A 21,618-nucleotide genomic window follows, 5' to 3' on the forward strand; every position below is an offset into this window, starting at 1 on the left:
TGCGTGGGCCAGCCCCTATAAGCGGCCCGCTTCGGGCGGCCCCATGCGGCCGGCCCGCGCGCCCGGGTAGCTCAGTTGGTAGAGCAGCGGACTGAAAATCCGCGTGTCGGTGGTTCGAATCCGCCCCCGGGCACCATCGTCTCTTTTATCCCCAGATCCCGGCAGGTCCGCCGCGCATCGCGCGTGGCGCGGATTTCGCTTGGCGAGGCTGGTCACGCGCCCGCCAACGCCCCACCATCGCTCGGGGCCGACCGCCAGCAGGGGATGATCCGATGCGCCGCCCTTCGCCCGAAACCTTTGCTTTCGGCCTGACTGCCACTTTGGCCCTGCCGCTCGCCGCGCTCTTCGCGGCCTCCTCCGCGCTTGCCGAAGACTGCGACTGCTCGCGCCGGGTGGGGCTCTGCCAGGCCGCCGCCGCCTATGACGGCTCGAAGATCTCGTTCACGTCGCAGACCGAGCAGTGCTCGCGCATCTCGTTCACGATGGCGGAGCACTCGGCCGCCATCACGATCCAGCGCGGCGAGGGCGAGGCGAGGTTCGCCGCGCCAGGCGCTAGGCGCGACGCGGCGGTGTCGATCGACGGCTGCTACGTCTGCGACGTCCGCTCGACGCGGCGCTGACGGGGTCAGGACCGGCTCACCCGCCGCAGCGTGAGGTTGATCCGCCCGCCCTGCGGCAGCAGCGACGAGGTGCCGGAAAGGATCCGGTCGACGCCGTGGAAGGCGAGCCGCGCCGCGCCCGCGAGCGCCATCGCGTCGCCGGAGGCGAGGCGGAACGAGCGGGTCGGGTCGGAGCGCTTCACGCCGCCGATCCGGAACAGCGCCGTGTCGCCGAGCGAGAGCGAGACGACGGGCGCCTCGAGATCGTCTTCGTCGCGGTCCTGGTGCAGGCCCATGCGCGCGCCGGGCGCGTACCAGTTGAGGAGGCAGGCTTCGGGCGGACGCGCATAGCCGCCGATCTCCTCCCAGGCGCGCAGGAGCGTCTCGGGGATCGCGGGCCACGGACGGCCGGTCACGGGATGCGCAGGCTGATAGCGGTAGCCGCCGTCCTTGTCCGACACCCAGCCGAGCGGGCCGAAATTGGTCATGCGCACCGTAAACGGCTTTCCGGTGCGCGGCATTTCGGGCGTGAACAGCGGCGCCGCCTCGAGCGCCGCCCGAAGCTCGGCGAGGAGCGCGGCCTGGCGCTCGCCCGAGAGATAGCCGGGAGCCAGAAACGCTCCCTCGCCCAGATCGAGACGGTCCGCGCTCAGTTCGGCCGCCGGGCGAGGACGACGCCGTCGAGCATCGTCATGTCCATGTCGGGCGCGTCGAACGGCGCGGCGAGGCCGGTGGTCGAGGGCCCGACGAGTTCGGGCGCGACGACGCGCGACTTCGACACGTGGACGTCGCTCCAGCCGTTTGCGCGGAAGGCGCGCTCATAGTCCTTCGGGCGGCGCCGGTTCGGCTGGCCGGGGAAGAAGAACAGCCGGTAGAGGCTTTCGGGATAGCGGTAGATGTTGTTGGGGTCGTGCTCTCGGATCCAGCGCGAATGGGTCTGGAAGTCGACGATGTGGGCCGACTGGCAGCCGGGCCGGGCGACCTCGGTGCAGTCCGCGATGGTCTTCTCGATGTCGTCGTAATGCTCGAAGGCCGCGCAGCTCACGATGAGGTCGAAGCTGCGCCCGCCGGCGAGCCGCACGACGTCGAAGTCGCGGCCGGTCGCGTAGGTGAAGAGGTCCGAGCCGGGCGAGCGGACGATCTGCCGCGCGCGTTCGATGTCCTCCGGCCGGGCGTCGCCCTGGGGCAGGCAATCGAGCACGAGCTCGTGGAAGTCGGCGGTCTCGCGCGCGGCCAGCTGGAAGATGTCGACGGCGCGATAGGAGCGCGCGCCGTGGGCGAGGAACAGCACGCCCGCGCCGCGCGACGAGCCGGGGCAGAGCTCCAGCACGTCCTTGCCCCTCAGGTCGAAGTCGTCCGGCAGGAAGCGCCGCCAGCTGTCGAAGACGTCGTGCACATAGTCGATGCGGCCGCCGAGATCGTCGGACGCGACGGTGTTGGGGGTCGAATAGCCGGTCAGCTTGTCCTTCGACCAGGCGAGCGCCATGAACCCAAGTCCCAGGGCGTACATCGCCGTGTTGCGTAGATCGTGCGTCACGTCGGCCTCCTCCTCCGGTTGGTTTCGGGATGCGTTGGTCGGCCGAAAATTAGGATTTTAGGCAAGTTTGCAAAGCGGAAACGGCCCGAGGGGTAAACCAACCGGTAACGGATTTGGACAAAGGCCGACCTATCGTCGCGACGGCCTGGGGAGCGCGTTTCCGGATATCTCTTGAGCCTGACGGTGTTCGATCGATAAATAAGCGTCCCGTCTTCGCCCCGGAGATCAAAGCCCGTGTCGACAGAAGAGAAGATGTCCGGCTGGTTCGCGCTGAAGGCCGGAGCGATCGGGACCATCGCGGTCGGTATCGCGGGATATTTCGGCCATGCCGCGATCCAGATCGCGAGCGCGCCGCGCGACACCGTCGCCTACGACTTCATCCAGTCGGCCACCGGCCTCCTGAAGCGGGAGGAGGCGAAACCCGCGCCCGAGACCAGCCCGGAGCCGAGCGCCGAGCCGACGCGGCTGGCCGCAGCGCCCCGCGAGACGCCCGCGGCGCCGGCCTCCATGCAGGCCGAGCCGTCGCCGCCTCCGCTCGCCGAGCCCAAGAATGCTCCCATGGCCGCCGAGACCGCTCCTCAGGCCTCAGGGCCCTCGACCGCCGTCGCCCGTCCCGACCCGGCGCTCGACAAGGCGGCGCGCGGCGCCCGCGAGACCGCCGAGATGGCCGCCAGTCTCACCGCCAGGACCATGGCGACGCGCGGCGCGAAGCTCGTGGGCGTGCGCCACGACGAGACGGCTTCGCTCTGCGGCGGCCGCTACGGCGTCGAGGTCTATCCGGTGTCGCGCGCGGTGGTGCTGAAGCCCGACCAGAGCGCGACGTTCATCCGTCTCGGCGTCGGCCAGTCGCGCGACCTCGCGCCCGGCTGCCGGGTGGCGCTTAAGGCCACCAAGGAGACCGGCGTCGCTGAAGCCGATCTCGAGCAAACTGACGGTACGTGATGCGAAGGTCAGTCCGCGACGCGCACTGCGGGACTGGTCGCGAAGAAGGTCGTTTCTCGTTGAATCGGGTCGCGAAAGCCGGTCTCGCGTCGACATAAGGCGACGACGGCGAACCAAACGTCGTTCGGATGGCAGGACGCCTTCTCCGCCATAAGCCGATCGAACGAATGGCCGGCGGCCTCTTCGCATAAGTCGCCTACGGTCCGAATGCGTTCGGGTATCGTCCGGCGCGCAAATTTGAAGACTTCGCGACCGACCGTGAACAGAGCGAAGGCCACGATCCCGGCGACGATCGCGTAGCCCCCGCTCATCACCTGGCCAAAAAGCACTGTGACGCCGAGCGTTGGGACTCCAACTTGCATCCAGGAGATCCAAGGCGACCGGTTCGCTTCCGCAATCGAAGGTCGATCTCCGCCGGGCGCGCAGAGCTTCGGCAGTTCCAATTCCGAGCGTTCGCCCAGAGCCTTCCATCTGGCGCGGATTGCAGCCCGCGTTCCGCAATCTGAAAAGAACACGGATATCGGAGACTGCGGCGTCAGCCGTTCCGCCACGCCGAGATCCACCGCCGCGCGGCGAAGCCGGTGGAACGTGATTTGGCTAAAACAGGCCGTAGATCGGTCCGCGCTCGCCGACAGCTTGCCAGCGATGAGATCTGAGTATTCGCCGACTGTCTCGACGCTCCGCGCTTCGTCGTCCGAAACCCGGATAGCGAAGAAAGCCTCGGCCTCGGTCACAAGAAGAACGTCGTCGCCATCTCCTTCGAGATTGAGTGTGTCGAGGCGTCGCATTGGCTTTCGGGTCAAACGGAGCTGCTCACGAAGATTGCCGGTGCGCGCCTGCGGCTGTCAAAGAGCAGGCTCGTCTTCATGCGCGGATGGTGAACGGCGGATCCTCTCTCACGCCGGCGTCATCACCTGACTTGCGGCTGGAATTTGGCGTCCTTATATACCCGCCGAACCGCGGAAACCGCGGAGAATTCAAGGGACCGAAGGGTTGCGTGACGGGCAGTGAAGCCTTTGCGCATGGCCGCTTCGGGGCCATCCGGTCCGCTTCATCGACTTAAGGGTATGGGCTAATGGGAAAAGTCATCGGGATCGACCTCGGAACCACCAACTCCTGCGTCGCCGTCATGGACGGCTCGACGCCCAAGGTCATCGAAAACTCTGAAGGCGCGCGCACGACGCCGTCGATCGTCGCCTTCGCGGACGGCGGCGAGCGCCTCGTCGGCCAGCCGGCCAAGCGCCAGGCGGTGACCAATCCCGACAAGACCTTCTTCGCGGTGAAGCGCCTCATCGGCCGCCGCTTCGACGACCCGATGGTCGAGAAGGACAAGAAGCTCGTCCCGTACAAGATCGTGAAGGGCGACAACGGCGACGCCTGGCTCGAGGCCGACGGCAAGACCTATTCGCCGAGCCAGATCTCCGCCTTCACGCTGCAGAAGATGAAGGAGACGGCCGAGGCCCATCTCGGCCAGAAGGTCGACCAGGCGGTCATCACCGTCCCGGCCTACTTCAACGACAGCCAGCGCCAGGCCACCAAGGACGCGGGCAAGATCGCGGGCCTCGAGGTCCTGCGCATCATCAACGAGCCGACCGCGGCCGCGCTCGCCTACGGCCTCGACAAGAAGTCCTCGGGCGTCATCGCGGTCTACGACCTCGGCGGCGGCACGTTCGACGTGTCGATCCTCGAGATCGGCGACGGCGTGTTCGAGGTGAAGTCGACCAACGGCGACACGTTCCTCGGCGGCGAAGACTTCGACATGCGCCTCGTCAGCTACTTCGCCGACGAGTTCAAGCGCGACCAGGGCATTGATCTGCGCAACGACAAGCTCGCGCTGCAGCGCCTGAAGGAAGCGGCCGAGAAGGCCAAGATCGAGCTGTCCTCCGCGACCCAGACCGACATCAACCTGCCCTACATCACGGCCGACGCCTCCGGTCCGAAGCATCTCACGCTCAAGCTCACCCGGGCGAAGTTCGAGAGCCTCGTCGACGACCTGATCCAGCGCACCATCGAGCCCTGCAAGGCGGCCCTGAAGGACGCCGGCGTCTCGGCCGGCCAGATCGACGAGGTCGTGCTCGTCGGCGGCATGACGCGCATGCCGAAGGTCACCGAGGCCGTGAAGCAGTTCTTCGGCAAGGAGCCGCACAAGGGCGTCAACCCGGACGAGGTCGTGGCGATCGGCGCGGCGATCCAGGCCGGCGTGCTGCAGGGCGACGTCAAGGACGTGCTGCTGCTCGACGTGACCCCGCTCTCGCTCGGCATCGAGACGCTCGGCGGCGTGTTCACGCGCCTCATCGACCGCAACACCACGATCCCGACCAAGAAGAGCCAGACCTTCTCGACCGCCGAGGACAGCCAGAACGCGGTGACCATCCGCGTGTTCCAGGGCGAGCGCGAAATGGCGGCCGACAACAAGATGCTCGGCCAGTTCGACCTCGTCGGCATTCCGGCCGCGCCGCGCGGCGTGCCGCAGATCGAGGTGACGTTCGACATCGACGCCAACGGCATCGTCAACGTGACGGCCAAGGACAAGGCGACCAACAAGGAGCAGCAGATCCGGATCCAGGCGTCCGGCGGCCTCTCCGACGCCGACATCGAGAAGATGGTGAAGGACGCCGAGGCCAACGCCGAGGCCGACAAGAAGCGCCGCGCGCTGGTCGACGCCAAGAACCACGGCGAGGCGCTGATCCACACCTCCGAGAAGTCGCTCGCCGATCTCGGCGACAAGGCCCCGGCGGGCGACAAGGCCGCCATCGAGGCCGCTGTCGTCGAGCTCAAGGAGGCGCTCTCCGGCGAGGACGTCGAGGCCATCCAGGCCAAGACCAACGCGCTGGCCCAGGCCTCGATGAAGCTCGGCGAGGCGATGTACAGCCAGGGCGCCGGAGCCGGCGAAGGCCCCACGGGCCAGAACGACGCCGGCGCGGCTCAGGGCGAGGCCCAGAAGGACGACGTCGTCGACGCCGACTTCGAGGAAGTCGACGACAAGAAGAAGTCGGCCTGACGCAGCCGCGTCACAGACCACGCCCCCGCGACGCAGTAGAATGGCGATGCGGGGGCGTTTCGTTCCCGGACGAGACGTTCGGGCTTGGCGCCCGAAGACAATCTTTGATCGGCTATGTCCCGCACCTGCTTCTACGAAACCCTTGAAGTCGAGCGCACCGTCTCGGACGGCGAGCTCAAGGCCGCCTATCGGAAGGCTGCGATGCGGTGGCATCCGGACCGCAACCCGGGCGACGCCGGCGCCGAGGCGCGCTTCAAGGAGCTGAACGCCGCCTACGACACGCTCAAGGATCCGCAGAAGCGCGCGGCCTATGACCGCTTCGGCCACGCCGCCTTCGAGAACGGCGGCATGGGCGGCGGGCGCGGCCCCGGCGGCGGGCCCGACATGTCGGACTTCATGTCCGACATCTTCGAGAGCTTCTTCGGCGACGGGCGCGGGCGCGGCGGACAGCGCCAGTCCGGCGGCCGCGAGCGCGGCGCGGACCTGCGCTACAACATGGAGATCACGCTCGAGGACGCGTTTTCGGGCAAGACCGCCCAGATCCGCATCCCGACCAGCATCATGTGCGAGGCCTGCTCGGGCGCCGGCGCCAAGGCCGGCTCCAAGCCCCGCCAGTGCCCGACCTGCGGCGGCGCCGGCAAGGTGCGCTCGTCCCAGGGCTTCTTCCTGATGGAGCGCACCTGCCCGGCTTGCCACGGCCGCGGCGAGATCATCGACGATCCCTGCACGGACTGTTCGGGGGCCGGACGCGTCACCCGCGAGCGCACGCTCGAGGTCGCGATCCCGGCCGGCGTCGAGGACGGCACCCGCATCCGCCTCGCCGGCGAGGGCGAAGCGGGCCTGCGCGGTGGGCCGACGGGCGACCTCTACATCTTCCTGTCGATCGCCCCCCACCCGCTGTTCCAGCGCGACGGCGCCGACCTCTACTGCCGCGCCCCGATCCCGATGACGACCGCCGCGCTCGGCGGCTCGTTCGAGGCGCCGACGATCGACGGCGGCCGGACGCGCGTGAAGATCCCCGAGGGCGCACAGACCGGCATGCAGTTCCGCCTCAAGGGCAAGGGCATGCCGATCCTGCGCACCAAGGACTTCGGCGACATGTACATCCAGGCGACGGTGGAGATCCCCCAGCGCCTCACCGCGCGCCAGCGGCAGCTGCTCGAGGAGTTCGCGCAGGAGTCGTCGGAGGCCAACCATCCCGAGACCAGCGGATTCTTCAGCCGCGTGAAAGAGTTCTTCGGCGGCGTCTGAGGACGTTCGGCCGCACGAAGTGTTGCCGCGCGGTCATCGCCATGACGCAAGCGCCGCGCTAGATGTCATAGCCCCGCCGGTTGGATTTCTCTGAACCGCCCATGCTCGAGCACGCACGACGCAACGTCCGGCGGACCCCCGGTCAGGCCAAGCGCATCGACTTCACGGACGAGGCGCGTTTTCTAAAATCCTGGTTCGACAAGCCGCTGGTCACGGGCGCCGTCAGCCCCTCGGGCAAGGCGCTGGCGCGCATGATGGCGCGCTATGTCGACCCGGCCGAGCCCGGTTACGTGCTCGAGATCGGCCCCGGCACCGGGCCCGTCACCGAGGCGCTGCTCGAGCGCGGCGTCGCGCCCGAGCGCCTCGTGCTGATCGAGTTCAACGACGGGTTCGCGGACTTGCTGGAGAAGCGCTTTCCCGGCGTCACGGTCCATCGCGGCGACGCCTATGCGGTCGCAAAGACGCTTGCGGGCAAGCTCGACCAGCCGCTGACCGCCACCGTCTGCAGCCTGCCGCTGCTGACCAAGCCCGTGCGCCAGCGCGTGAGCCTGCTCGACCAGTGTTTCGGGATGTCGAGGCCGGGGGCCCCGTTCATCCAGTTCACCTACGGCCTCACGCCGCCGATCCCGCGCGAGGCCATCGGCGAGACGACGACCGCGGGCTCGCCGCGCGTGTGGATGAACCTGCCCCCGGCCCGCGTCTGGATCTACCGCCGCCCGGCCTGAGGGCGCTGCCCGCCGGACCCGACGCTTCAGCGCGAGACGCCGTCTCAGCGCGCATGCGTGAACCACCGTCCGTCATCCCGGCCGAAGAGCCGGGATCCAGAGCCGACGCCCTGCGCGAGCCTGTCGAACCGGATCGGTTCTGGATCCCGGGTCAGGCCCGGGATGACCCGGAGAGGATCGCGCGCCCGCTCCGGAGAGGCGGCCTCAGCGCGGCGCGTTCTCGGCGTAGCCCGCGCGAACCTCAGCCGTCATCCCGGCCGAGGAGCCGGGATCCAGAACCGACGTCCTGCGCAAACCTGTCGAACCGGATCGGTTCTGGATCCCGGGTCAGGCCCGGGATGACCGTGGGCGGGCCCCGCGCCCGCTCCGAAGAGGCCGCCGCCTCAGCGAGGCGCGCTCTCGGCGCAGCGCACGCGAACCTCAGCCGTCATCCCGGCCGAAGAGCCGGGATCGAGAACCGACGTCCTGCGCAAACCTGTCGAACCGGATCGGTTCTGGATCCCGGGTCAAGCCCGGGACGACCCGGAGAGGATCGCGCGCCCGCTCCGGAGAGGCGGCCTCAGCGCGGCGCGCGTTTCGCCAGGATGCGCTGGAGCGTGCGGCGGTGCATGTTGAGGCGCCGCGCGGTCTCCGAGACGTTCCGTCCGCAGAGCTCGTAGACCCGCTGGATGTGCTCCCAGCGCACCCGGTCGGCCGACATCGGATTCTCGGGCGGCTCGGGCTTGTGGTCGCCGGCGATCAGCGCGTTGTGTATCTCGTCGGCGTCGGCGGGTTTGGCGAGATAGTCGACCGCGCCGAGCTTCACGGCCGTCACCGCGGTCGCGATGTTGCCGTAGCCCGTCAGCACGATCCCGCGCGCGTCGGGCCGGCGGCCCTTCAGCGCCTGGATGACGTCGAGGCCCGACCCGTCGCCGAGCCGCATGTCGACCACGGCGAAGGCCGGCGGAGAGCGGTCGACCGCTTCAAGCCCCTCGCGAACGCTCTCGGCCACGGTGACCGCGTAGCCGCGGGCCTCCATGGCGCGACCGAGGCGCTGCACGAAGGCCCGGTCGTCGTCCACGATAAGAAGGGTCATGTCCCCGGTCGGCGCGGGGGCTTCGATCCCCGGCGTGGCGTCGGCGTTCAACTGCATCCTCGTCTCTGACGTCCCCGCGCGGCGAATACACGAACGGCGCCGCGACCAATCGAAGCACTATACCGGAGCCCGCGGCCGATCAATGGCCGAAGGCGCCGACGAGGCTCGACGCCTTCGCGGGGCTGCCGAAAGGGTTAAGGCGCGGGCGGAATTGGGAAAGCCCGTGAAGCGTCAGCGAGGGGCCAGCACCATGGTCATCTGACGGCCCTCGAGCGACGGCGAGCTCTCCTCCTTGGCGATCTCGGTGACCTCTTCGCGCACCTTCATGAGGAGCCTCAGCCCGAGATCCTGATGGGCCATCTCACGGCCGCGGAACCTCAGCGTCACCTTGACCTTGTCGCCTTCGTCGAAGAACCGGCGCATCGCCTTCATCTTCACGTCGTAGTCGTGATCATCGATGTTCGGACGCATCTTGATCTCTTTGACTTCGACGATCTTCTGGTTCTTACGCGCCTCGGCGGCCTTCTTCTGGTTCTGGTACTTGTATTTGCCGTAGTCGAGCAGCTTGCAGACCGGCGGGACCGAGTTCGGCGCGATCTCGACAAGGTCGAGGCCTGCGTCCTCGGCCGCCTGCAGCGCGTCGTTGATCTTGGTCGGACCGAGATTCTGCCCATCAGCATTGATGAGCTGGACTTCCAGGACGCGGATCTCCTTGTTGACCCGGGGTCCATCTTTCTGGACCGGGGCGACAGGCCTCATAGGACGACGAATGGCTGCTCTCTCCTCTAGACGACTTTGGGGCGACGGCCGGCGTCAACGCAAAAAACCCCGTGAGCGAACACGAGGCGCACATCGCGTCGACGGTGTGAACCGGCGGCGTCGGTCCCAAAGATCGTGACAAAGCCGTGAGAAGTCAATCTCCGGCGTGCGTTTTGCGGCACCTGCGGCGGCGCTTCGCCTCGCCATCGCCTGTCCGGCGCCCCATGACTGGGGCGGAAAACACCAGGAAAGACCGCCGTCTCGTGAGCCTTCCTCCCTCTCCGCATCTTTATGTCGACGCCGACGCATGCCCCGTGAAGGACGAGGTCTATCGCGTCGCCGAGCGTCATGGACTGGCCGTCACGCTTGTCGCGAACCGGTTCATGGCGACGCCGCGCGGCGGCCAGGTGCGGCTGCAGCTGGTGCCGGAGGGGCCCGACGCCGCCGACGACTGGATCGCCGAGCATATCGGCGCGCACGACGTCGTGGTGACGGCCGACATTCCGCTCGCCGCCCGCGCGCTCGCCAAGGGAGCGGCGGCGATCGGGACGACGGGCCGCCCCTTCACGGAGAACTCGATCGGCGCCGCGCTTGCGAGCCGCGAGCTGATGTCCCACCTGCGCGAGACCGGCGAGATCACCGGAGGCCCGCGGGCCTTCGGGCCGAAGGACCGGTCGCGCTTCCTTCAGGAGCTCGAACACGCCGTCACGCGCGCCAAGCGCGCGCTCGCCGCCGCCCCGGAGCCCCGCCCATGACCCGCCGCAAGTTCCTCGGACTCGTCGCGCTACCGAGCCTTGCGGGCCTCGGCGGGTCGGCCTGGTGGAGCTGGTCGAAGGATCGCAATCCCTATTACGGCGGCCCGGTCTCCGACCACTTCGACGGCGTGCGCTTCTTCAATCCCGATCATCGCTGGTCGAAAAGCTTCGACGACATGATGCGCGGCGTCTGGTTCTCCAAGAAAGCCGAATGGCCGAAGAGCCGCCCCGGGACGCTCGACCGCCCGCCGCAGCGGGTCGAGGGCGCGGCGCTGCGGGTCTCGGCCGTCGGCCACGCCACCCACCTGATCCAGGCCGCGGGGCTCAACATCCTTACCGACCCGGTCTGGTCGGAGCGCTGTTCGCCGGTCTCCTTCGCCGGTCCGAAGCGCGTGACGGCGCCCGGGATCGCGTTCGACGAGCTGCCGAAGATCGACGTCGTGCTGCTTAGCCACAACCACTACGACCACATGGACGTCGACACGCTCTCGCGGCTCGCGGCCCGCGACGCGCCCCGCGTCGTCGTCCCGCTCGGCAACGACGCCATCCTGAAGGCCCACGACGCGGCGATCCGCGCCGAAGCCCATGACTGGGGCGCGCGCGTCGAGCTCGCGCCGGGCGTCTCGGCGACGCTTGCGCCGGCCTATCACTGGTCGGCCCGCGGGGTGACGGACCGGCGCAAGGCGCTCTGGTGCGCCTACGCGCTCGATCTCGGGCCGGCGGGGCGGGTCTATTTCGCCGGCGACACCGCGCTCGCCAAGGGCGCGACCTTCCGCGCCGCGCGCGCCGAGCACGGGCCGTTCCGGCTCGCGATCCTGCCGATCGGCGCCTACGAGCCGCGCTGGTTCATGCGCGACCAGCACATGAACGCAGAGGAAGCCGTCATCGCGCTCGAACTGCTCGGCGTGGAAGCCGCGATCGGCTGCCACTGGGGCGTGTTCCAGCTCACCGCCGAGGCGATCGACGCCCCCGCCGAGCAGCTCGCCGCGACGCTTGCGGCGAAACGCATGGCGCCGGAGCGGTTTCGCGCCCTGAAGCCCGGCGAGGTCTGGGAAAGCCAGCCGACGGCCTGACGGACCGTTCACCACCTGCGCGCCCGCCGATTGCGCCTCGCCCATGGGCGTCGCAGCATGCCGCGGCATGGTCGCAGACGAAAACAGGAACAGGCGGCCGCGCCGAGGCTAAGGCGTCGCGGCGATCGCACTGGGCGTCGTGCTCGGCCCGCCGATCGGCGGTCTGGCGCTGGGATTGATGGTCGGCCTCTCCGCCATCGGGCCGGACAATCCGTTGCCGAGCGCGCTCGCGTCCGGCCTCTCGGGCGGAATGACGTTCGCCGCCTTCGCGCACATCCCGGGACTGGTCCCGGAGCTTCTGGCCAGCCTCGGAATGATCGTCGCGACGCGGCGCGTCGCCAGCCTTCTGGGCCGGCTCGCCGTCGCGGCCTTCCTCGGCGCCGCGACCACGGGTCTGTTCCTGATCCCGCTCATCCACGCGAACGCGCCCAGAGGGACGCCGATCGCGGAGGCCGTCGTCTACGCGGCCCCCGCGATGCTGGCTGGCGCGATCGCGGCCCTCATCCTGACGGCGCTGGTCGAACGCATCCGGCCTCGCGCCGAAGGGCCTTACAGCCCCTCGAACAGCGCGGTCGAGAGATAGCGCTCGGCGAAGCTCGGGATGATGACCACGATGGTCTTGCCGGCGGCTTCTGGACGGGCCGCGACCTCGAGCGCCGCCGCCACCGCAGCCCCCGACGAGATGCCGACCGGGATGCCCTCGAGGCGCGCGACGAGACGCGCGGTCTCGAACGCGGTCTGGTTGCCGACGGTGACGACGTCGTCGATCACCTCGCGGTCGAGCACGCCCGGCACGAAGCCGGCGCCGATGCCCTGGATCTTATGCGGGCCGGGCTGGCCGCCCGACAGCACGGGAGAATCCTCCGGCTCCACCGCGACGATCTTCACCGAGGCCTTCTTGGCTTTCAGCACCTGGCCGACGCCCGTGATGGTGCCGCCGGTGCCGACGCCCGAGATCACGTAGTCGACCGCCCCTTGCGTGTCGTTCCAGATCTCCTCCGCGGTGGTGCGGCGGTGGATGTCCGGGTTCGCCGGGTTCTCGAACTGCTGCGGGATGACGGCGTTCGGGATCTCCTTCACGAGCTCCTGCGCGCGCGCCACGGCGCCCTTCATGCCCTTCGGGCCTTCGGTGAGCACGAGCTCGGCGCCGAGCAGCGCCAGCATCTTGCGGCGCTCCATCGACATGGTCTCGGGCATCACCAGGATGAGGCGATAGCCGCGCGCCGCCGCCACGAAGGCGAGCGCGATGCCGGTGTTGCCCGAGGTCGGCTCGACCAGGACGCTGTCGGGCTTCAGCACGCCGTCGCGCTCGAGCGCGTCGATCATGGCGACGCCGATGCGGTCCTTCACCGACGAGATCGGGTTGAAGAATTCGAGCTTGGCCAGGATGCTGGCCTTCACGCCCTTGTGGGCCGCCAGCCGGTCGAGCCGCACCAGCGGGGTGTCGCCGATCGTGTCGGTGATCGAGTCGTAGACCTTGCCGCGGCCCGGCGCGCGGGCGGCGTCCTCGGACGGCTTGAGTGCGGGCTGGCTCATGGCGAAGCTCCTTGCGCTCCGGTCGTCGCGCGACGCCGGGCGATCGTTCGGTTTTCCGGCCCCGAGGCTAACAAACCCACAGGGGACTGTCGATAAATTCAATGTAATACGTGGTCAGATCGTAAAATCGTAGGTCGGCCGCGCGTCCCCGAACACGGAGCGGCGCTCGGCCTCGCCGCAGAGATCGTCGACGGAGATATCGTCGAGGCGCTCGAGAAACGCCTCCGAGGCCGATCGGATCATCGGCGTCACCACGTCGGAGACGAGCGGGGAGACCTGCCGGTCCGACCGCTCCCTGAGATCGTCCCGGCCGTCGTCGCCCTCGCCGAGGGCGGCGCGGACGATGTCGGCGATCGAGATGCGGCGGCGCTCTCGGGCGAGCTCGTAGCCGCCGCGCGGACCGCGCACGCCCCTGAGAATGTTGGCGCGCACCAGCACCTGCAGCAGCGTCTCCAGATGGCGCGGCGGCAGGCCGTGGCGGGCGGCCAGCGTCTTCGCCGCGATCGGCGTCGGCCGGGCGTGGTAGGCGATGTCGACGACGGCCGCCACAGCGAGAAGGCTGCGGCGAGGAAGCAGGTTCATCTCCGGATCATCCCGCGATCGCGGTCCTCAACATTACGTCCCCGTCGATCCGAACCCGCCTGCCCCTCTGCGACTGGGATCGAGCGTCGTGACTTCGACGATCTCGGCGCGCGCGACCGCCGCCATGACGAGCTGGGCGATGCGCGCGCCGCGCTCGACGACGAAGGGTTCGTCGCCGAGATTGACGAGAACGACCTTGACCTCGCCGCGATAGTCGGCGTCGACGGTTCCCGGCGAGTTGAGCACGGTGACGCCATGACGGAGCGCAAGCCCTGAACGAGGCCGGACCTGGGCCTCGTAGCCATAAGGGAACTGGAGCGACAACCCGGTCGGGACAAGGGCGCGCCCGCCCGGCGCGATCATGATCGGGTGATCTTCGGGAACGGCGGCCCGGAGATCCATTCCGGCGGCGCCGTCGGACTCGTAGGACGGGACGGCGAGGCCCTCGGCGTGCGGAAGCCGGAGAACGTTGAGCGGCACGACGGACGGACCGCTCATGAGCGCGTCTCCAGCATGTCGGCGAAGCGCGCGGCGAGCGCCTCGGCGACCGCCTCCTTGTCCATCGGCTCCCAGGATTCGACGCCCGCGGAGGTCACGAGATGGACGGCGTTCCGAACGCCGCCCATGACGCCGCTTTCCGGCGACACGTCGTTGGCGACGATGACGTCGCAGCCCTTGCGCGCGAGCTTGGCCTTGGCGTGCTCGATCACGTTCTCGGTCTCGGCCGCAAAGCCCACCAGCAGCTTCGGCCGCAGCGGCCCCTTCGCCACGCTCGCGAGGATGTCGGGGTTCTCGACGAGCGCGAGCGCCGGCGGACCGCCCGCGCCCTTCTTGATCTTCTGGGCCGCGCCCTCGACCCGCCAGTCGGCGACGGCTGCGGCGAAGACGCCGAGATCGACCGGCGGGCCGTCCGACAAGGCCGCCTCCACCGCCGCCAGCATCTCGCGCGCGCTCTCGACCTTCACGACGCTGACCCCCTTGGGATCGGCGATCGCCACCGGTCCGGAGACGAGCGTCACCTGCGCCCCCGCGCGCGCCGCCGCGGCCGCGATCGCGTGGCCCTGGCGGCCCGACGAGCGGTTGGCCAGCACCCGCACTGGGTCGATCGGCTCGTGGGTCGGGCCCGAGGTGACGAGGACGCGCCTGCCCGCGAGGAGGCCGGAGGCCGCCGCCGCGCCAAGCGCCGCCTCGACCGCCGCCACGATCTCGAGCGGCTCGCTCATGCGCCCGAGGCCGCTTTCGCCGCGCTCGGCCATCAGCCCTTCGCCCGGCCCCACGAAGGCGACACCGTCGGCCGTGAGGCGCTCGACGTTGCGGCGGGTCGCGGGCGCGGCCCACATGGTCGGGTTCATGGCGGGCGCCGCGAGGACGGGCGCGGTCGTGGCGAGCAGCGCCGTGGAGGCGAGGTCGTTGGCGAGCCCGTTGGCCATCTTGGCGAGGAGATCTGCGGTCGCCGGCGCCACCACCACGAGGTCGGCGTCGCGGGCGAGCCGGATGTGGCCGACGTCGTGCTCGTCGGTGAGGTCGAACAGCTCCTCGAAGCAGCGCTCTCCGGTGAGCGTCGCGACCGAGAGCGGCGTCACGAACTCGGCCGCGGCCTTGGTGAGGATCGCGCGAACGGAATGGCCGCGCTCCTTCAGGCGCCGGATCAGGTCCAGCGACTTGTAGGCCGCGATGCCGCCGCCGATGACGAGAAGGATACGCTTTTGGGTCATGCGGCCGGGTGATCCCAGGGGTTGATCAACGCGACGCCGACTTGATCGAAGTCCCGCGTGTTCCGCGTCGCCACGGCGCAGCCCCGACTGGCCGCGATCGCCAGGATCTGAAAGTCGAACGCGTGGAAGTGCCGGCCTTTCCTGCGCCGCTCCGCGAGCAGCGGGCCGAACCGCTCCGCCGCTGGCACGTCGAACGAGAAAATCCGGTCGCTGAAGAAGGTCGAAAACAGACGTCTTGCGCCCGTCTCCAATTCGGCGCGCCTCCGACCCGAGGGCATCTTGTGCACGCCCACGGCGATCTCGGCCACGGAGATCGACGTGGTGGCCAGGTCAGCGAGATTTCGCGCTCTCATCCACTCGAAGACCGCCGATGACCGCTCGCCCGGCGGCCTCATGATCTCAGACAGAACGTTCGTGTCGAGGATGATCATCGAGATCGTGTTCAGGGCCGCTGAAATCGGGCGGCTCCCTCATGGGTTCGCGCGGAGGAATATCGAGATTGACGCCCCCGAGCGGGTCGAAGATCGAAGCGATCGCGTCGGCGAGATTTCCGGGAAGAGGCTCGTCGGAAACCTTTTCGACGGACGCGTCCAACACCCGCCGCGCCTCGTCCTCCATCGACCTGCCGAGACTGGCGGCGCGGATCCGAAGCGCGGTCTTGGTCGAATCCTTGAGATTGCGGATCGTCAGGCTGGCCATCCGGCGCGCTCCCCTGCAGAGGCCCGAATGTAAGCAGCGATTGCAACGCAATCAAATTGGCTCACCTGAACAGATAGACGATCACGCCGACGGCGATCGCGATCAGCGCGATGTTGCTGAGCAGGCTCGCGCTGCGCACGCCCTTCACGATCGCCTGGATGCTGTCGTCGGAATAGCTGAGTCCGCCATGGACGACCTCCTCCAGGTCGACCGAGATGCGTTCGAGCCGCAGCAGCAGCTCCGGCGCAGCCGCGATCCCGCGCATGAGCTGGCGCAGCTCCGCGCCCGCCTCCTCGGCGATCCCGAGCGGCCCGAGGTTCCGCTCGATCCATTCGCGCACCACGGGCTCCGCCGTGCGCCACATGTCGAGGCGGGTGTCGAGCGAGCGCGCGACGCCTTCGACCACCACCATGGTCTTCTGCAGCATCAGCAGCTCGGGCCGGGTCTGCATCTGGAAGATCTCGGTGACCTCGAACAGCAGCGTCAGCAGCCGCGCCATCGAGATCTGGTCGGCGGTGCGGCTGTGGATCGGCTCGCCGATGGCGCGCAGGGCGCGCGCGAACTCCTCCACCGACTGGTCCTGCGGCACGTAGCCCGCCTCGAAATGCACCGCGGCGATGCGGTCGTAGTCGCGCACGATGAAGCCGTGGAGGATCTCGGCGAGAAAGCGCCGCTCCTTCTTGCCGAGCCGGCCCGTGATGCCGAAGTCGACCGCGACGATCGCGCCGGAGGCGTCGACGAAGAGGTTTCCGGGATGCATGTCGGCGTGGAAGAAGCCGTCGCGCATCGCGTGGCGCAGGAAGGTCTGCATCAGGTGGCGGCCGAGCGCCGGCAGGTCGTGGCCCGCGGCTTCGAGCCCCGCCCGGTCGGAGAGCTTCACCCCGTCCACCCAGTCGATCGTCAGCACGGCGCGGGCGGTGCGGTCCCAGTCGACCGCGGGCACGCGGAAGCCGGGATCGGCGCGGGTGTTGTCGGCGATCTCGGAGAGCGCCGCGGCCTCGAGCCGAAGGTCCATCTCGATCGAGACCGAGCGGGCGAGCGTCTCGACCACCATCACGGGCTTCAGGCGCCTGGCCTTCGGCACGCTGCGCTCGATCGCGCGGGCGATGGCGAAGAACGCACGAAGGTCGCTCGCGAAGCGCCGCGCGACGCCCGGACGCGTCACCTTCACCGCGACCGTGCGCCGCGTCCCGTCGGGGTCCACGACGACGGCCTTGTGCACCTGCGCGATGGACGCTGCGGCGAGCGCCGGGCCGAATTCGACGAAGAGCGACGACACCGGCGCCCCGAGCGCCTCGGCGACAGCCGCCTCGGCGATCTCCTGCGGAAACGGCTCGACCCGGTCGTGCAGGCGCTCGAGGTCCTTCGCCACCCTCATGCCCACGACGTCGGGCCGCGTGGCGAGGAACTGGCCGAGCTTGACGTAGGACGGCCCGAGCCGCTGCAGCGCGCGGGCTAGCCCCTCGGCTCCGTCGCCCGCCGAGCGCTTCTCGATCAGCCGGCCGAGCGTGATGAGCGTGCGCGCGAAGGCCGGCAGCTCGATGCCGTCGGCGAGGCGCAGCGCGCCCTCGCGCGCCATGACGAAGCCGGCGCGCGCGAGCCGCAGAAGGTTCGGGAGCGCCCTCAGCATGGGAGGATCTTCGAGTCGGAAGCGCCACGGCCTTGTCCCGGCCTTGAGCCGGGACCCAGAACCGATGTGCCGGAAACATGGCCCGCGACCGCCCCGCCTGACCTCGAAAGCTCGACGGTTCTGGGTCCCGGCTCAAGGCCGGGACAAGAGGGCGTCGGCTCGAGCGCCCCAACATCGCTCCGGCGAGTCACTCTCAAATCCGGAAACCCACATGCAGCGCCGCGACGCCGCCGGTCATGGGCGTCGCGCTCACTTCGTCGAAGCCGGCGTCGCGCATCATGGCCGCGAAGGTCTCGGCGTCGGGGAACTTGCGGATCGACTCGACGAGATAGCGATAGGGCTCCCCGTCGCCGGCCACCATCTGGCCGATGCGCGGGATGAGGTTGAACGAGAAGGCGTCGTAGACGCGGTCGAGGCCTGGCACGTCGACCTTCGAGAACTCGAGCACAAGCGCCTTGCCGCCGGTCTTCAGCACCCGGCGCATCTCGGAGAGCGCCTTCGGGATGCGCGGCACGTTGCGGATGCCGAAGGCGATCGTCACGGCGTCGAAGGAGCGGTCGGGGAACGGCAGATCCTCGGCGTTGCCCTGCACGAACTCCATGCGATGGGCGAGCTTTCGCTCGGCCGCGCGCTCGCGTCCGACCGCGAGCATCGCGCCGTTGATGTCGAGCTCTGTGACGCTCACCCCCTCGCCGCCGCGCTTCAGCGCGCGGAACGCGATGTCGCCGGTGCCGCCCGCGACGTCCAGCAGCTTGAAGGTCCGGGCGCCGCGCGGCAGGCCGAGCGAGGTCACCATCGCGGATTTCCAGGCGCGGTGCAGGCCGCCGGACATCAGGTCGTTCATGAGGTCGTAGCGCGAGGCGACCTTGTGGAAGACATCGTCGACCAGCCCCTGCTTTTCGCCGGGCTTCACGTCGGCGAAGCCGAAATGTCCCTCGTTGTCGAAGCGGGTCTCGTCAGGGAAAGCCATGGCGTCCATACGGTTTTCGCGAAGCGGGCGGACCCTAGCCCGCCGCCCCCTGCGACGCTAGGGTCCGCCGCCGCCGTCCGGCCTCAAGGTGAAGCGAGCCGATGCCCGAACTGCCCGAAGTCGAGACCGTCCGCCGCGGGCTCGCGCCCGTGATGGAGGGGCGCGTGATCGAGGAGGTCGAGGCGCGGCGGCCCGACCTGCGCTTTCCCTTCCCCGAGCGCTTCGCCGAACGCCTGAGGGGCCGCACCGTCGTCTCGCTCGGGCGTCGGGCGAAGTACCTCGTCGCGGATCTCGACGACGGCGAGACGCTCGTGATGCATCTCGGCATGTCGGGTTCGTTCCGGATCGACCTCGGCGCGGACGAGGCGGCGCCCGGCGCCTTCCATCATCCGCGCTCGAAGTCCGCGACCCACGACCACGTCGCCTTCCGCCTCTCGGGCGGCGCCTCGATCACTTACAACGATCCCCGCCGCTTCGGCTTCATGGCGCTGATCCCGCGCGCAGGTCTCGAGGCCCATCCGCTGTTCCGGCATGTCGGGGTCGAGCCGCTCGGAAACCAGCTCGACGCAGGGCTGCTGGCGCGCTTGTTCGCCGGCAAACAAACGTCGTTGAAGGCGGCGCTGCTCGACCAGCGGCTGATCGCGGGCCTCGGCAACATCTATGTGTGCGAGGCGCTGCATCGCTCGAAGCTCTCGCCGATCCGCGCCGCGGGCACGATCGCGAAGAAGGACGGCGGGCCGACCGAGCGGGCGAAGCTATTGGCGCCCGCCATCCGCGCGACGCTGGAGGAGGCGATCGCGGCCGGCGGCTCGACGCTTCGGGATTTCTCCCATGCCGACGGGGCGCTCGGCTATTTCCAGCACTCGTTCCGCGTCTATGACCGCGAGGACGAGCCCTGCCCCACGCCCGGCTGCCGCGGCGTGGTGAAGCGCATCGTGCAGACGGGACGCTCGACCTTCTTCTGCCCGGAATGCCAGAAGTAGGCGAACGGCGTCATCCCGGACGGCCGAGGGCGGAGCCGGGATCGTTCTCCCAACTGTTCGCTCGAACCTCAGTCGTCATCCCCCGGCTTGTCAGGGGGATCCAGGCTCGATCGCAGGGCGCGGAGCTACGGAAGGCTGGATGCCCCGGACAGGCCGGGGCATGACGAGGTTCTGAGGCCCCACCCGGCGCGTGATCCCGGCCCTTCGCTCCGCTGCGGCCGGGACGGCGCTCTAGGCCTTTTCCGCATACGCCTTCATCAGCGGCTCGAAATCCTCCATCGGCGGGAAGCCCGGATAGCTCTTTTCAGCTCCCGTCTGCGCGAATGGCAGTCTCTCCGCGGTCCACGTCTCCACGAACGGCGCGAAGCGTTCGGGTTCCTCGAGCATCGTCGGCCGGACATTGGTGAACCACTCGAACCCCTCCATGCGCGAGAACAGCCAGCTCATGCAGGACGGGCAGAAATAGTGCCTGATCTCGCGCTTCAGCCCGCCGAGCGCGGGCTCGCCCGAGACCACCTCGAAGGCGTCGGTGGGGAAGGCGGCGCTCAGCGAAAAGGCGCTGGAGCTCATCTTCTGGCAGCCCGCGCAGTGGCACGCCATGGCGATCATCGGCGGCGCGCCGATCCGCAGCCGCACCTCGCCGCAGCGGCACGAGCCTTCGATCGGCAGCTTCCAGTCGGTCATCGGCGTCTCCTGAAGCGCTTGAGATCCGGCGCTTTGAAATCCGGCCCCGCCGCGTCACTTATGCCGGCGAACCGCCCTGTCACCCCATCCTGCACCCCTCCTCGCGAGACCCGATGACCGACGCCGCCTTCGAAACCCTTCTCGTCGAGACCCGCGGGGCCGTGGGCCTCGTCACGCTGAACCGCCCGAAGGCGCTCAACGCCTTGAACGCCGCGCTGATCGAGGAGCTCGGCCGCGCGCTCGAGGCGTTCGAGGCGGACGAGGCCGTCGGCGCGGTGGTGATCACGGGATCCGAAAAGGCCTTCGCGGCCGGCGCCGACATTCGCGAGATGGCGCAAATGAGCTTCGCCGACGTCTATCTCGCCGATCTCGGCGGGGCCTGGGCGCGGGTCGTCGCGTGCCGCAAGCCCCGCATCGCCGCGGTCTCGGGCTATGCGCTCGGCGGCGGCGCCGAGCTCGCCCAGATGTGCGACATCGTCATCGCGTCGACGACCGCGAAGTTCGGCCAGCCGGAGATCACGCTCGGCATCATTCCGGGCTTCGGCGGCACCCAGCGCCTGGCGCGGGCCGTCGGCAAGGCCAAGGCCATGGACCTCATCCTCACCGGGCGGATGATGGACGTCGAGGAAGCCGAGCGCTGCGGCCTCGTCTCGCGCGTCGTCGCGCCGGAGCGGCTTCTGGACGAGGCGATCGAGGCGGCGGAGAAGATCGCGGGTTTCTCGCGCGTCGCCGTGCTGGCGGCCAAGGAGGCGGTCGACGTCGCGCAGGAGGCGGGGCTCACCGAGGGCATGCGCTTCGAGCGGCGGACCTTCCAGTCGCTGTTTGCGACCGACGACCAGTCGGAGGGCATGGCGGCCTTCCTCGAGAAGCGGAAGCCGTCGTTCCGGAACAGGTAGGGGAGCGGCGTCATCCCGGACGGCCGTCAGGCCGAGCCGGGACCGCTCTCAAGGCGTCGCGCTTTGAGCCGCCATCGTCATCCCCCGGCTTGTCCGGGGGATCCACGCCAGATCAGCGAGCGCACAGCGTGGCGGATGAGTGGATGCCCCGGACGAACCGGGGCATGACGAGGTTCACGCGGTCTTTTCGGAAGACGATCCCGGCT

General features: G+C 69.2%; 24 protein-coding genes and 1 tRNA gene. 11 read left to right on the plus strand and 14 right to left on the minus strand.

The features are described 5' to 3' along the window. The first annotated feature begins 60 nt into the window (after positions 1–60). Together ACFOWB_RS04090 and ACFOWB_RS04095 are read left to right on the plus strand one after the other, a co-directional pair. Positions 61–136: transfer RNA gene (locus tag ACFOWB_RS04090), tRNA-Phe, on the plus strand. 136 nt (positions 137–272) lie between these two features. Continuing rightward, a complete protein-coding gene (locus ACFOWB_RS04095) occupies positions 273–620 on the plus strand; it encodes a hypothetical protein (protein ID WP_261401206.1) in 348 nt (115 codons plus the stop codon). A gap of 5 nt (positions 621–625) precedes the next feature. Here ACFOWB_RS04095 and ACFOWB_RS04100 read toward each other — a convergent pair whose 3' ends face one another. Together ACFOWB_RS04100 and ACFOWB_RS04105 are read right to left on the minus strand one after the other, a co-directional pair. Then, positions 626–1,231 carry an alpha-ketoglutarate-dependent dioxygenase AlkB gene (locus ACFOWB_RS04100; protein ID WP_261405746.1) on the minus strand — a complete coding sequence of 202 codons (606 nt, stop codon included), beginning with the start codon at positions 1,229–1,231 and terminating at the stop codon, positions 626–628. A gap of 17 nt (positions 1,232–1,248) precedes the next feature. Next, entirely contained in the window at positions 1,249–2,136 is an 888-nt protein-coding gene (locus ACFOWB_RS04105) for a methyltransferase domain-containing protein (protein ID WP_261401205.1), read from the minus strand. Between the two features lie 252 nt (positions 2,137–2,388). On the opposite strand from ACFOWB_RS04105, the gene ACFOWB_RS04110 reads away from it, so the two are divergent. Then, positions 2,389–3,078, plus strand: coding sequence for a hypothetical protein (locus tag ACFOWB_RS04110; protein WP_378145818.1), 690 nt, complete (start codon positions 2,389–2,391; stop codon positions 3,076–3,078). A gap of 8 nt (positions 3,079–3,086) precedes the next feature. On the opposite strand, the gene ACFOWB_RS04115 is transcribed toward ACFOWB_RS04110, so the two are convergent. Next, entirely contained in the window at positions 3,087–3,866 is a 780-nt protein-coding gene (locus ACFOWB_RS04115) for a hypothetical protein (protein ID WP_378145820.1), read from the minus strand. A 287-nt stretch (positions 3,867–4,153) separates the two neighbouring features. Between ACFOWB_RS04115 and dnaK the strand changes: the two genes are divergently transcribed. The 3 genes from dnaK (at position 4,154) to ACFOWB_RS04130 (ending at position 8,055) form a co-directional block, all read left to right on the plus strand. Continuing rightward, entirely contained in the window at positions 4,154–6,079 is a 1,926-nt protein-coding gene (dnaK, locus tag ACFOWB_RS04120; protein WP_378145822.1) for a molecular chaperone DnaK, read from the plus strand. Between the two features lie 114 nt (positions 6,080–6,193). Then, positions 6,194–7,330, plus strand: coding sequence for a molecular chaperone DnaJ (gene dnaJ, locus ACFOWB_RS04125; RefSeq protein ID WP_261401203.1), 1,137 nt, complete (start codon positions 6,194–6,196; stop codon positions 7,328–7,330). A gap of 101 nt (positions 7,331–7,431) precedes the next feature. After that, positions 7,432–8,055 (plus strand): class I SAM-dependent methyltransferase, encoded by a 624-nt coding sequence (locus ACFOWB_RS04130; RefSeq protein WP_261401202.1) that lies wholly within the window; start codon positions 7,432–7,434, stop codon positions 8,053–8,055. A 559-nt stretch (positions 8,056–8,614) separates the two neighbouring features. Here the strand turns inward: ACFOWB_RS04130 and ACFOWB_RS04135 are convergent. After that, entirely contained in the window at positions 8,615–9,187 is a 573-nt protein-coding gene (locus ACFOWB_RS04135; RefSeq protein WP_378145826.1) for an ActR/PrrA/RegA family redox response regulator transcription factor, read from the minus strand. A gap of 174 nt (positions 9,188–9,361) precedes the next feature. Continuing rightward, on the minus strand, positions 9,362–9,901 hold the full coding sequence (gene infC, locus ACFOWB_RS04140) for a translation initiation factor IF-3 (protein ID WP_261405745.1): 540 nt from the start codon (positions 9,899–9,901) through the stop codon (positions 9,362–9,364). Between the two features lie 251 nt (positions 9,902–10,152). On the opposite strand from infC, the gene ACFOWB_RS04145 reads away from it, so the two are divergent. The 3 genes from ACFOWB_RS04145 to ACFOWB_RS04155 all read left to right on the plus strand — a co-directional run bounded on the left by ACFOWB_RS04145 (position 10,153) and on the right by ACFOWB_RS04155 (position 12,300). After that, on the plus strand, positions 10,153–10,644 hold the full coding sequence (locus tag ACFOWB_RS04145) for a YaiI/YqxD family protein (RefSeq protein WP_378145828.1): 492 nt from the start codon (positions 10,153–10,155) through the stop codon (positions 10,642–10,644). Next, the gene (locus tag ACFOWB_RS04150; protein ID WP_378145830.1) at positions 10,641–11,717 is read left to right on the plus strand and encodes an MBL fold metallo-hydrolase; all 1,077 of its coding nucleotides are present in this window, start codon (positions 10,641–10,643) and stop codon (positions 11,715–11,717) included. Before ACFOWB_RS04145 ends, ACFOWB_RS04150 begins: the two co-directional genes overlap by 4 nt. Positions 11,718–11,856: 139 nt before the next feature. After that, on the plus strand, positions 11,857–12,300 hold the full coding sequence (locus ACFOWB_RS04155; protein WP_261401201.1) for a hypothetical protein: 444 nt from the start codon (positions 11,857–11,859) through the stop codon (positions 12,298–12,300). Here the strand turns inward: ACFOWB_RS04155 and cysK are convergent. The 8 genes from cysK to ubiE all read right to left on the minus strand — a co-directional run bounded on the left by cysK (position 12,267) and on the right by ubiE (position 18,849). After that, complete coding sequence (gene cysK / locus ACFOWB_RS04160) at positions 12,267–13,253, minus strand: cysteine synthase A (RefSeq protein WP_378145833.1); 987 nt, start codon at positions 13,251–13,253, stop codon at positions 12,267–12,269. The two genes, ACFOWB_RS04155 and cysK, sit on opposite strands and share 34 nt — an antisense overlap. A gap of 114 nt (positions 13,254–13,367) precedes the next feature. Beyond that, positions 13,368–13,835 (minus strand): RrF2 family transcriptional regulator, encoded by a 468-nt coding sequence (locus ACFOWB_RS04165; RefSeq protein ID WP_378145835.1) that lies wholly within the window; start codon positions 13,833–13,835, stop codon positions 13,368–13,370. Between the two features lie 33 nt (positions 13,836–13,868). Then, positions 13,869–14,333: a dUTP diphosphatase gene (gene dut / locus ACFOWB_RS04170; protein WP_261401198.1), complete on the minus strand. Its 465-nt coding sequence runs from the start codon at positions 14,331–14,333 to the stop codon at positions 13,869–13,871. Then, a complete protein-coding gene (gene coaBC, locus ACFOWB_RS04175) occupies positions 14,330–15,550 on the minus strand; it encodes a bifunctional phosphopantothenoylcysteine decarboxylase/phosphopantothenate--cysteine ligase CoaBC (protein WP_378145837.1) in 1,221 nt (406 codons plus the stop codon). The genes dut and coaBC overlap by 4 nt, the downstream gene beginning before the upstream one ends. Beyond that, entirely contained in the window at positions 15,547–15,981 is a 435-nt protein-coding gene (locus ACFOWB_RS04180; protein ID WP_261401197.1) for a type II toxin-antitoxin system VapC family toxin, read from the minus strand. Before ACFOWB_RS04180 ends, coaBC begins: the two co-directional genes overlap by 4 nt. Further along, on the minus strand, positions 15,950–16,249 hold the full coding sequence (locus tag ACFOWB_RS04185) for a FitA-like ribbon-helix-helix domain-containing protein (RefSeq protein ID WP_261405744.1): 300 nt from the start codon (positions 16,247–16,249) through the stop codon (positions 15,950–15,952). The genes ACFOWB_RS04180 and ACFOWB_RS04185 overlap by 32 nt, the downstream gene beginning before the upstream one ends. 61 nt (positions 16,250–16,310) lie before the next feature. Next, positions 16,311–17,879 (minus strand): 2-polyprenylphenol 6-hydroxylase, encoded by a 1,569-nt coding sequence (ubiB, locus tag ACFOWB_RS04190; protein ID WP_261401196.1) that lies wholly within the window; start codon positions 17,877–17,879, stop codon positions 16,311–16,313. 193 nt (positions 17,880–18,072) lie between these two features. Then, positions 18,073–18,849: a bifunctional demethylmenaquinone methyltransferase/2-methoxy-6-polyprenyl-1,4-benzoquinol methylase UbiE gene (ubiE, locus tag ACFOWB_RS04195; RefSeq protein WP_378145841.1), complete on the minus strand. Its 777-nt coding sequence runs from the start codon at positions 18,847–18,849 to the stop codon at positions 18,073–18,075. Positions 18,850–18,950: 101 nt separating this feature from the next. Between ubiE and mutM the strand changes: the two genes are divergently transcribed. After that, positions 18,951–19,832 carry a bifunctional DNA-formamidopyrimidine glycosylase/DNA-(apurinic or apyrimidinic site) lyase gene (gene mutM / locus ACFOWB_RS04200; RefSeq protein ID WP_261401195.1) on the plus strand — a complete coding sequence of 294 codons (882 nt, stop codon included), beginning with the start codon at positions 18,951–18,953 and terminating at the stop codon, positions 19,830–19,832. A gap of 231 nt (positions 19,833–20,063) precedes the next feature. Here the strand turns inward: mutM and ACFOWB_RS04205 are convergent, their stop codons facing one another. Further along, positions 20,064–20,516 (minus strand): GFA family protein, encoded by a 453-nt coding sequence (locus tag ACFOWB_RS04205; protein WP_261401194.1) that lies wholly within the window; start codon positions 20,514–20,516, stop codon positions 20,064–20,066. A gap of 113 nt (positions 20,517–20,629) precedes the next feature. Here ACFOWB_RS04205 and ACFOWB_RS04210 point away from each other — a divergent pair, with 113 nt between their 5' ends. Continuing rightward, a complete protein-coding gene (locus ACFOWB_RS04210) occupies positions 20,630–21,412 on the plus strand; it encodes an enoyl-CoA hydratase (protein ID WP_261401193.1) in 783 nt (260 codons plus the stop codon). Positions 21,413–21,618 lie beyond the last annotated feature (206 nt).

Origin of the sequence: Chenggangzhangella methanolivorans (assembly GCF_042648545.1) — a bacterium.
Classification (GTDB): Bacteria; Pseudomonadota; Alphaproteobacteria; order Rhizobiales; family Methylopilaceae; genus Methylopila; species Methylopila methanolivorans.

Excerpts from the sequence above, each read along its gene's own strand:
- ACFOWB_RS04115 (WP_378145820.1), bottom strand. The coding sequence starts at position 3,866 with ATGCGACGCCTCGACACACTCAATCTCGAAGGAGATGGCGACGACGTT.
- cysK (WP_378145833.1), bottom strand. The coding sequence starts at position 13,253 with ATGAGCCAGCCCGCACTCAAGCCGTCCGAGGACGCCGCCCGCGCGCCG.
- mutM (WP_261401195.1), top strand. The coding sequence starts at position 18,951 with ATGCCCGAACTGCCCGAAGTCGAGACCGTCCGCCGCGGGCTCGCGCCC.
- ubiB (WP_261401196.1), bottom strand. The coding sequence starts at position 17,879 with ATGCTGAGGGCGCTCCCGAACCTTCTGCGGCTCGCGCGCGCCGGCTTC.
- ACFOWB_RS04095 (WP_261401206.1), top strand. The coding sequence starts at position 273 with ATGCGCCGCCCTTCGCCCGAAACCTTTGCTTTCGGCCTGACTGCCACT.
- dnaK (WP_378145822.1), top strand. The coding sequence starts at position 4,154 with ATGGGAAAAGTCATCGGGATCGACCTCGGAACCACCAACTCCTGCGTC.
- dut (WP_261401198.1), bottom strand. The coding sequence starts at position 14,333 with ATGAGCGGTCCGTCCGTCGTGCCGCTCAACGTTCTCCGGCTTCCGCAC.
- ubiE (WP_378145841.1), bottom strand. The coding sequence starts at position 18,849 with ATGGCTTTCCCTGACGAGACCCGCTTCGACAACGAGGGACATTTCGGC.
- ACFOWB_RS04150 (WP_378145830.1), top strand. The coding sequence starts at position 10,641 with ATGACCCGCCGCAAGTTCCTCGGACTCGTCGCGCTACCGAGCCTTGCG.
- dnaJ (WP_261401203.1), top strand. The coding sequence starts at position 6,194 with ATGTCCCGCACCTGCTTCTACGAAACCCTTGAAGTCGAGCGCACCGTC.
- ACFOWB_RS04165 (WP_378145835.1), bottom strand. The coding sequence starts at position 13,835 with ATGAACCTGCTTCCTCGCCGCAGCCTTCTCGCTGTGGCGGCCGTCGTC.
- ACFOWB_RS04210 (WP_261401193.1), top strand. The coding sequence starts at position 20,630 with ATGACCGACGCCGCCTTCGAAACCCTTCTCGTCGAGACCCGCGGGGCC.
- ACFOWB_RS04135 (WP_378145826.1), bottom strand. The coding sequence starts at position 9,187 with ATGCAGTTGAACGCCGACGCCACGCCGGGGATCGAAGCCCCCGCGCCG.
- ACFOWB_RS04130 (WP_261401202.1), top strand. The coding sequence starts at position 7,432 with ATGCTCGAGCACGCACGACGCAACGTCCGGCGGACCCCCGGTCAGGCC.
- ACFOWB_RS04180 (WP_261401197.1), bottom strand. The coding sequence starts at position 15,981 with ATGATCATCCTCGACACGAACGTTCTGTCTGAGATCATGAGGCCGCCG.
- coaBC (WP_378145837.1), bottom strand. The coding sequence starts at position 15,550 with ATGACCCAAAAGCGTATCCTTCTCGTCATCGGCGGCGGCATCGCGGCC.
- ACFOWB_RS04110 (WP_378145818.1), top strand. The coding sequence starts at position 2,389 with ATGTCCGGCTGGTTCGCGCTGAAGGCCGGAGCGATCGGGACCATCGCG.
- ACFOWB_RS04205 (WP_261401194.1), bottom strand. The coding sequence starts at position 20,516 with ATGACCGACTGGAAGCTGCCGATCGAAGGCTCGTGCCGCTGCGGCGAG.
- ACFOWB_RS04185 (WP_261405744.1), bottom strand. The coding sequence starts at position 16,249 with ATGGCCAGCCTGACGATCCGCAATCTCAAGGATTCGACCAAGACCGCG.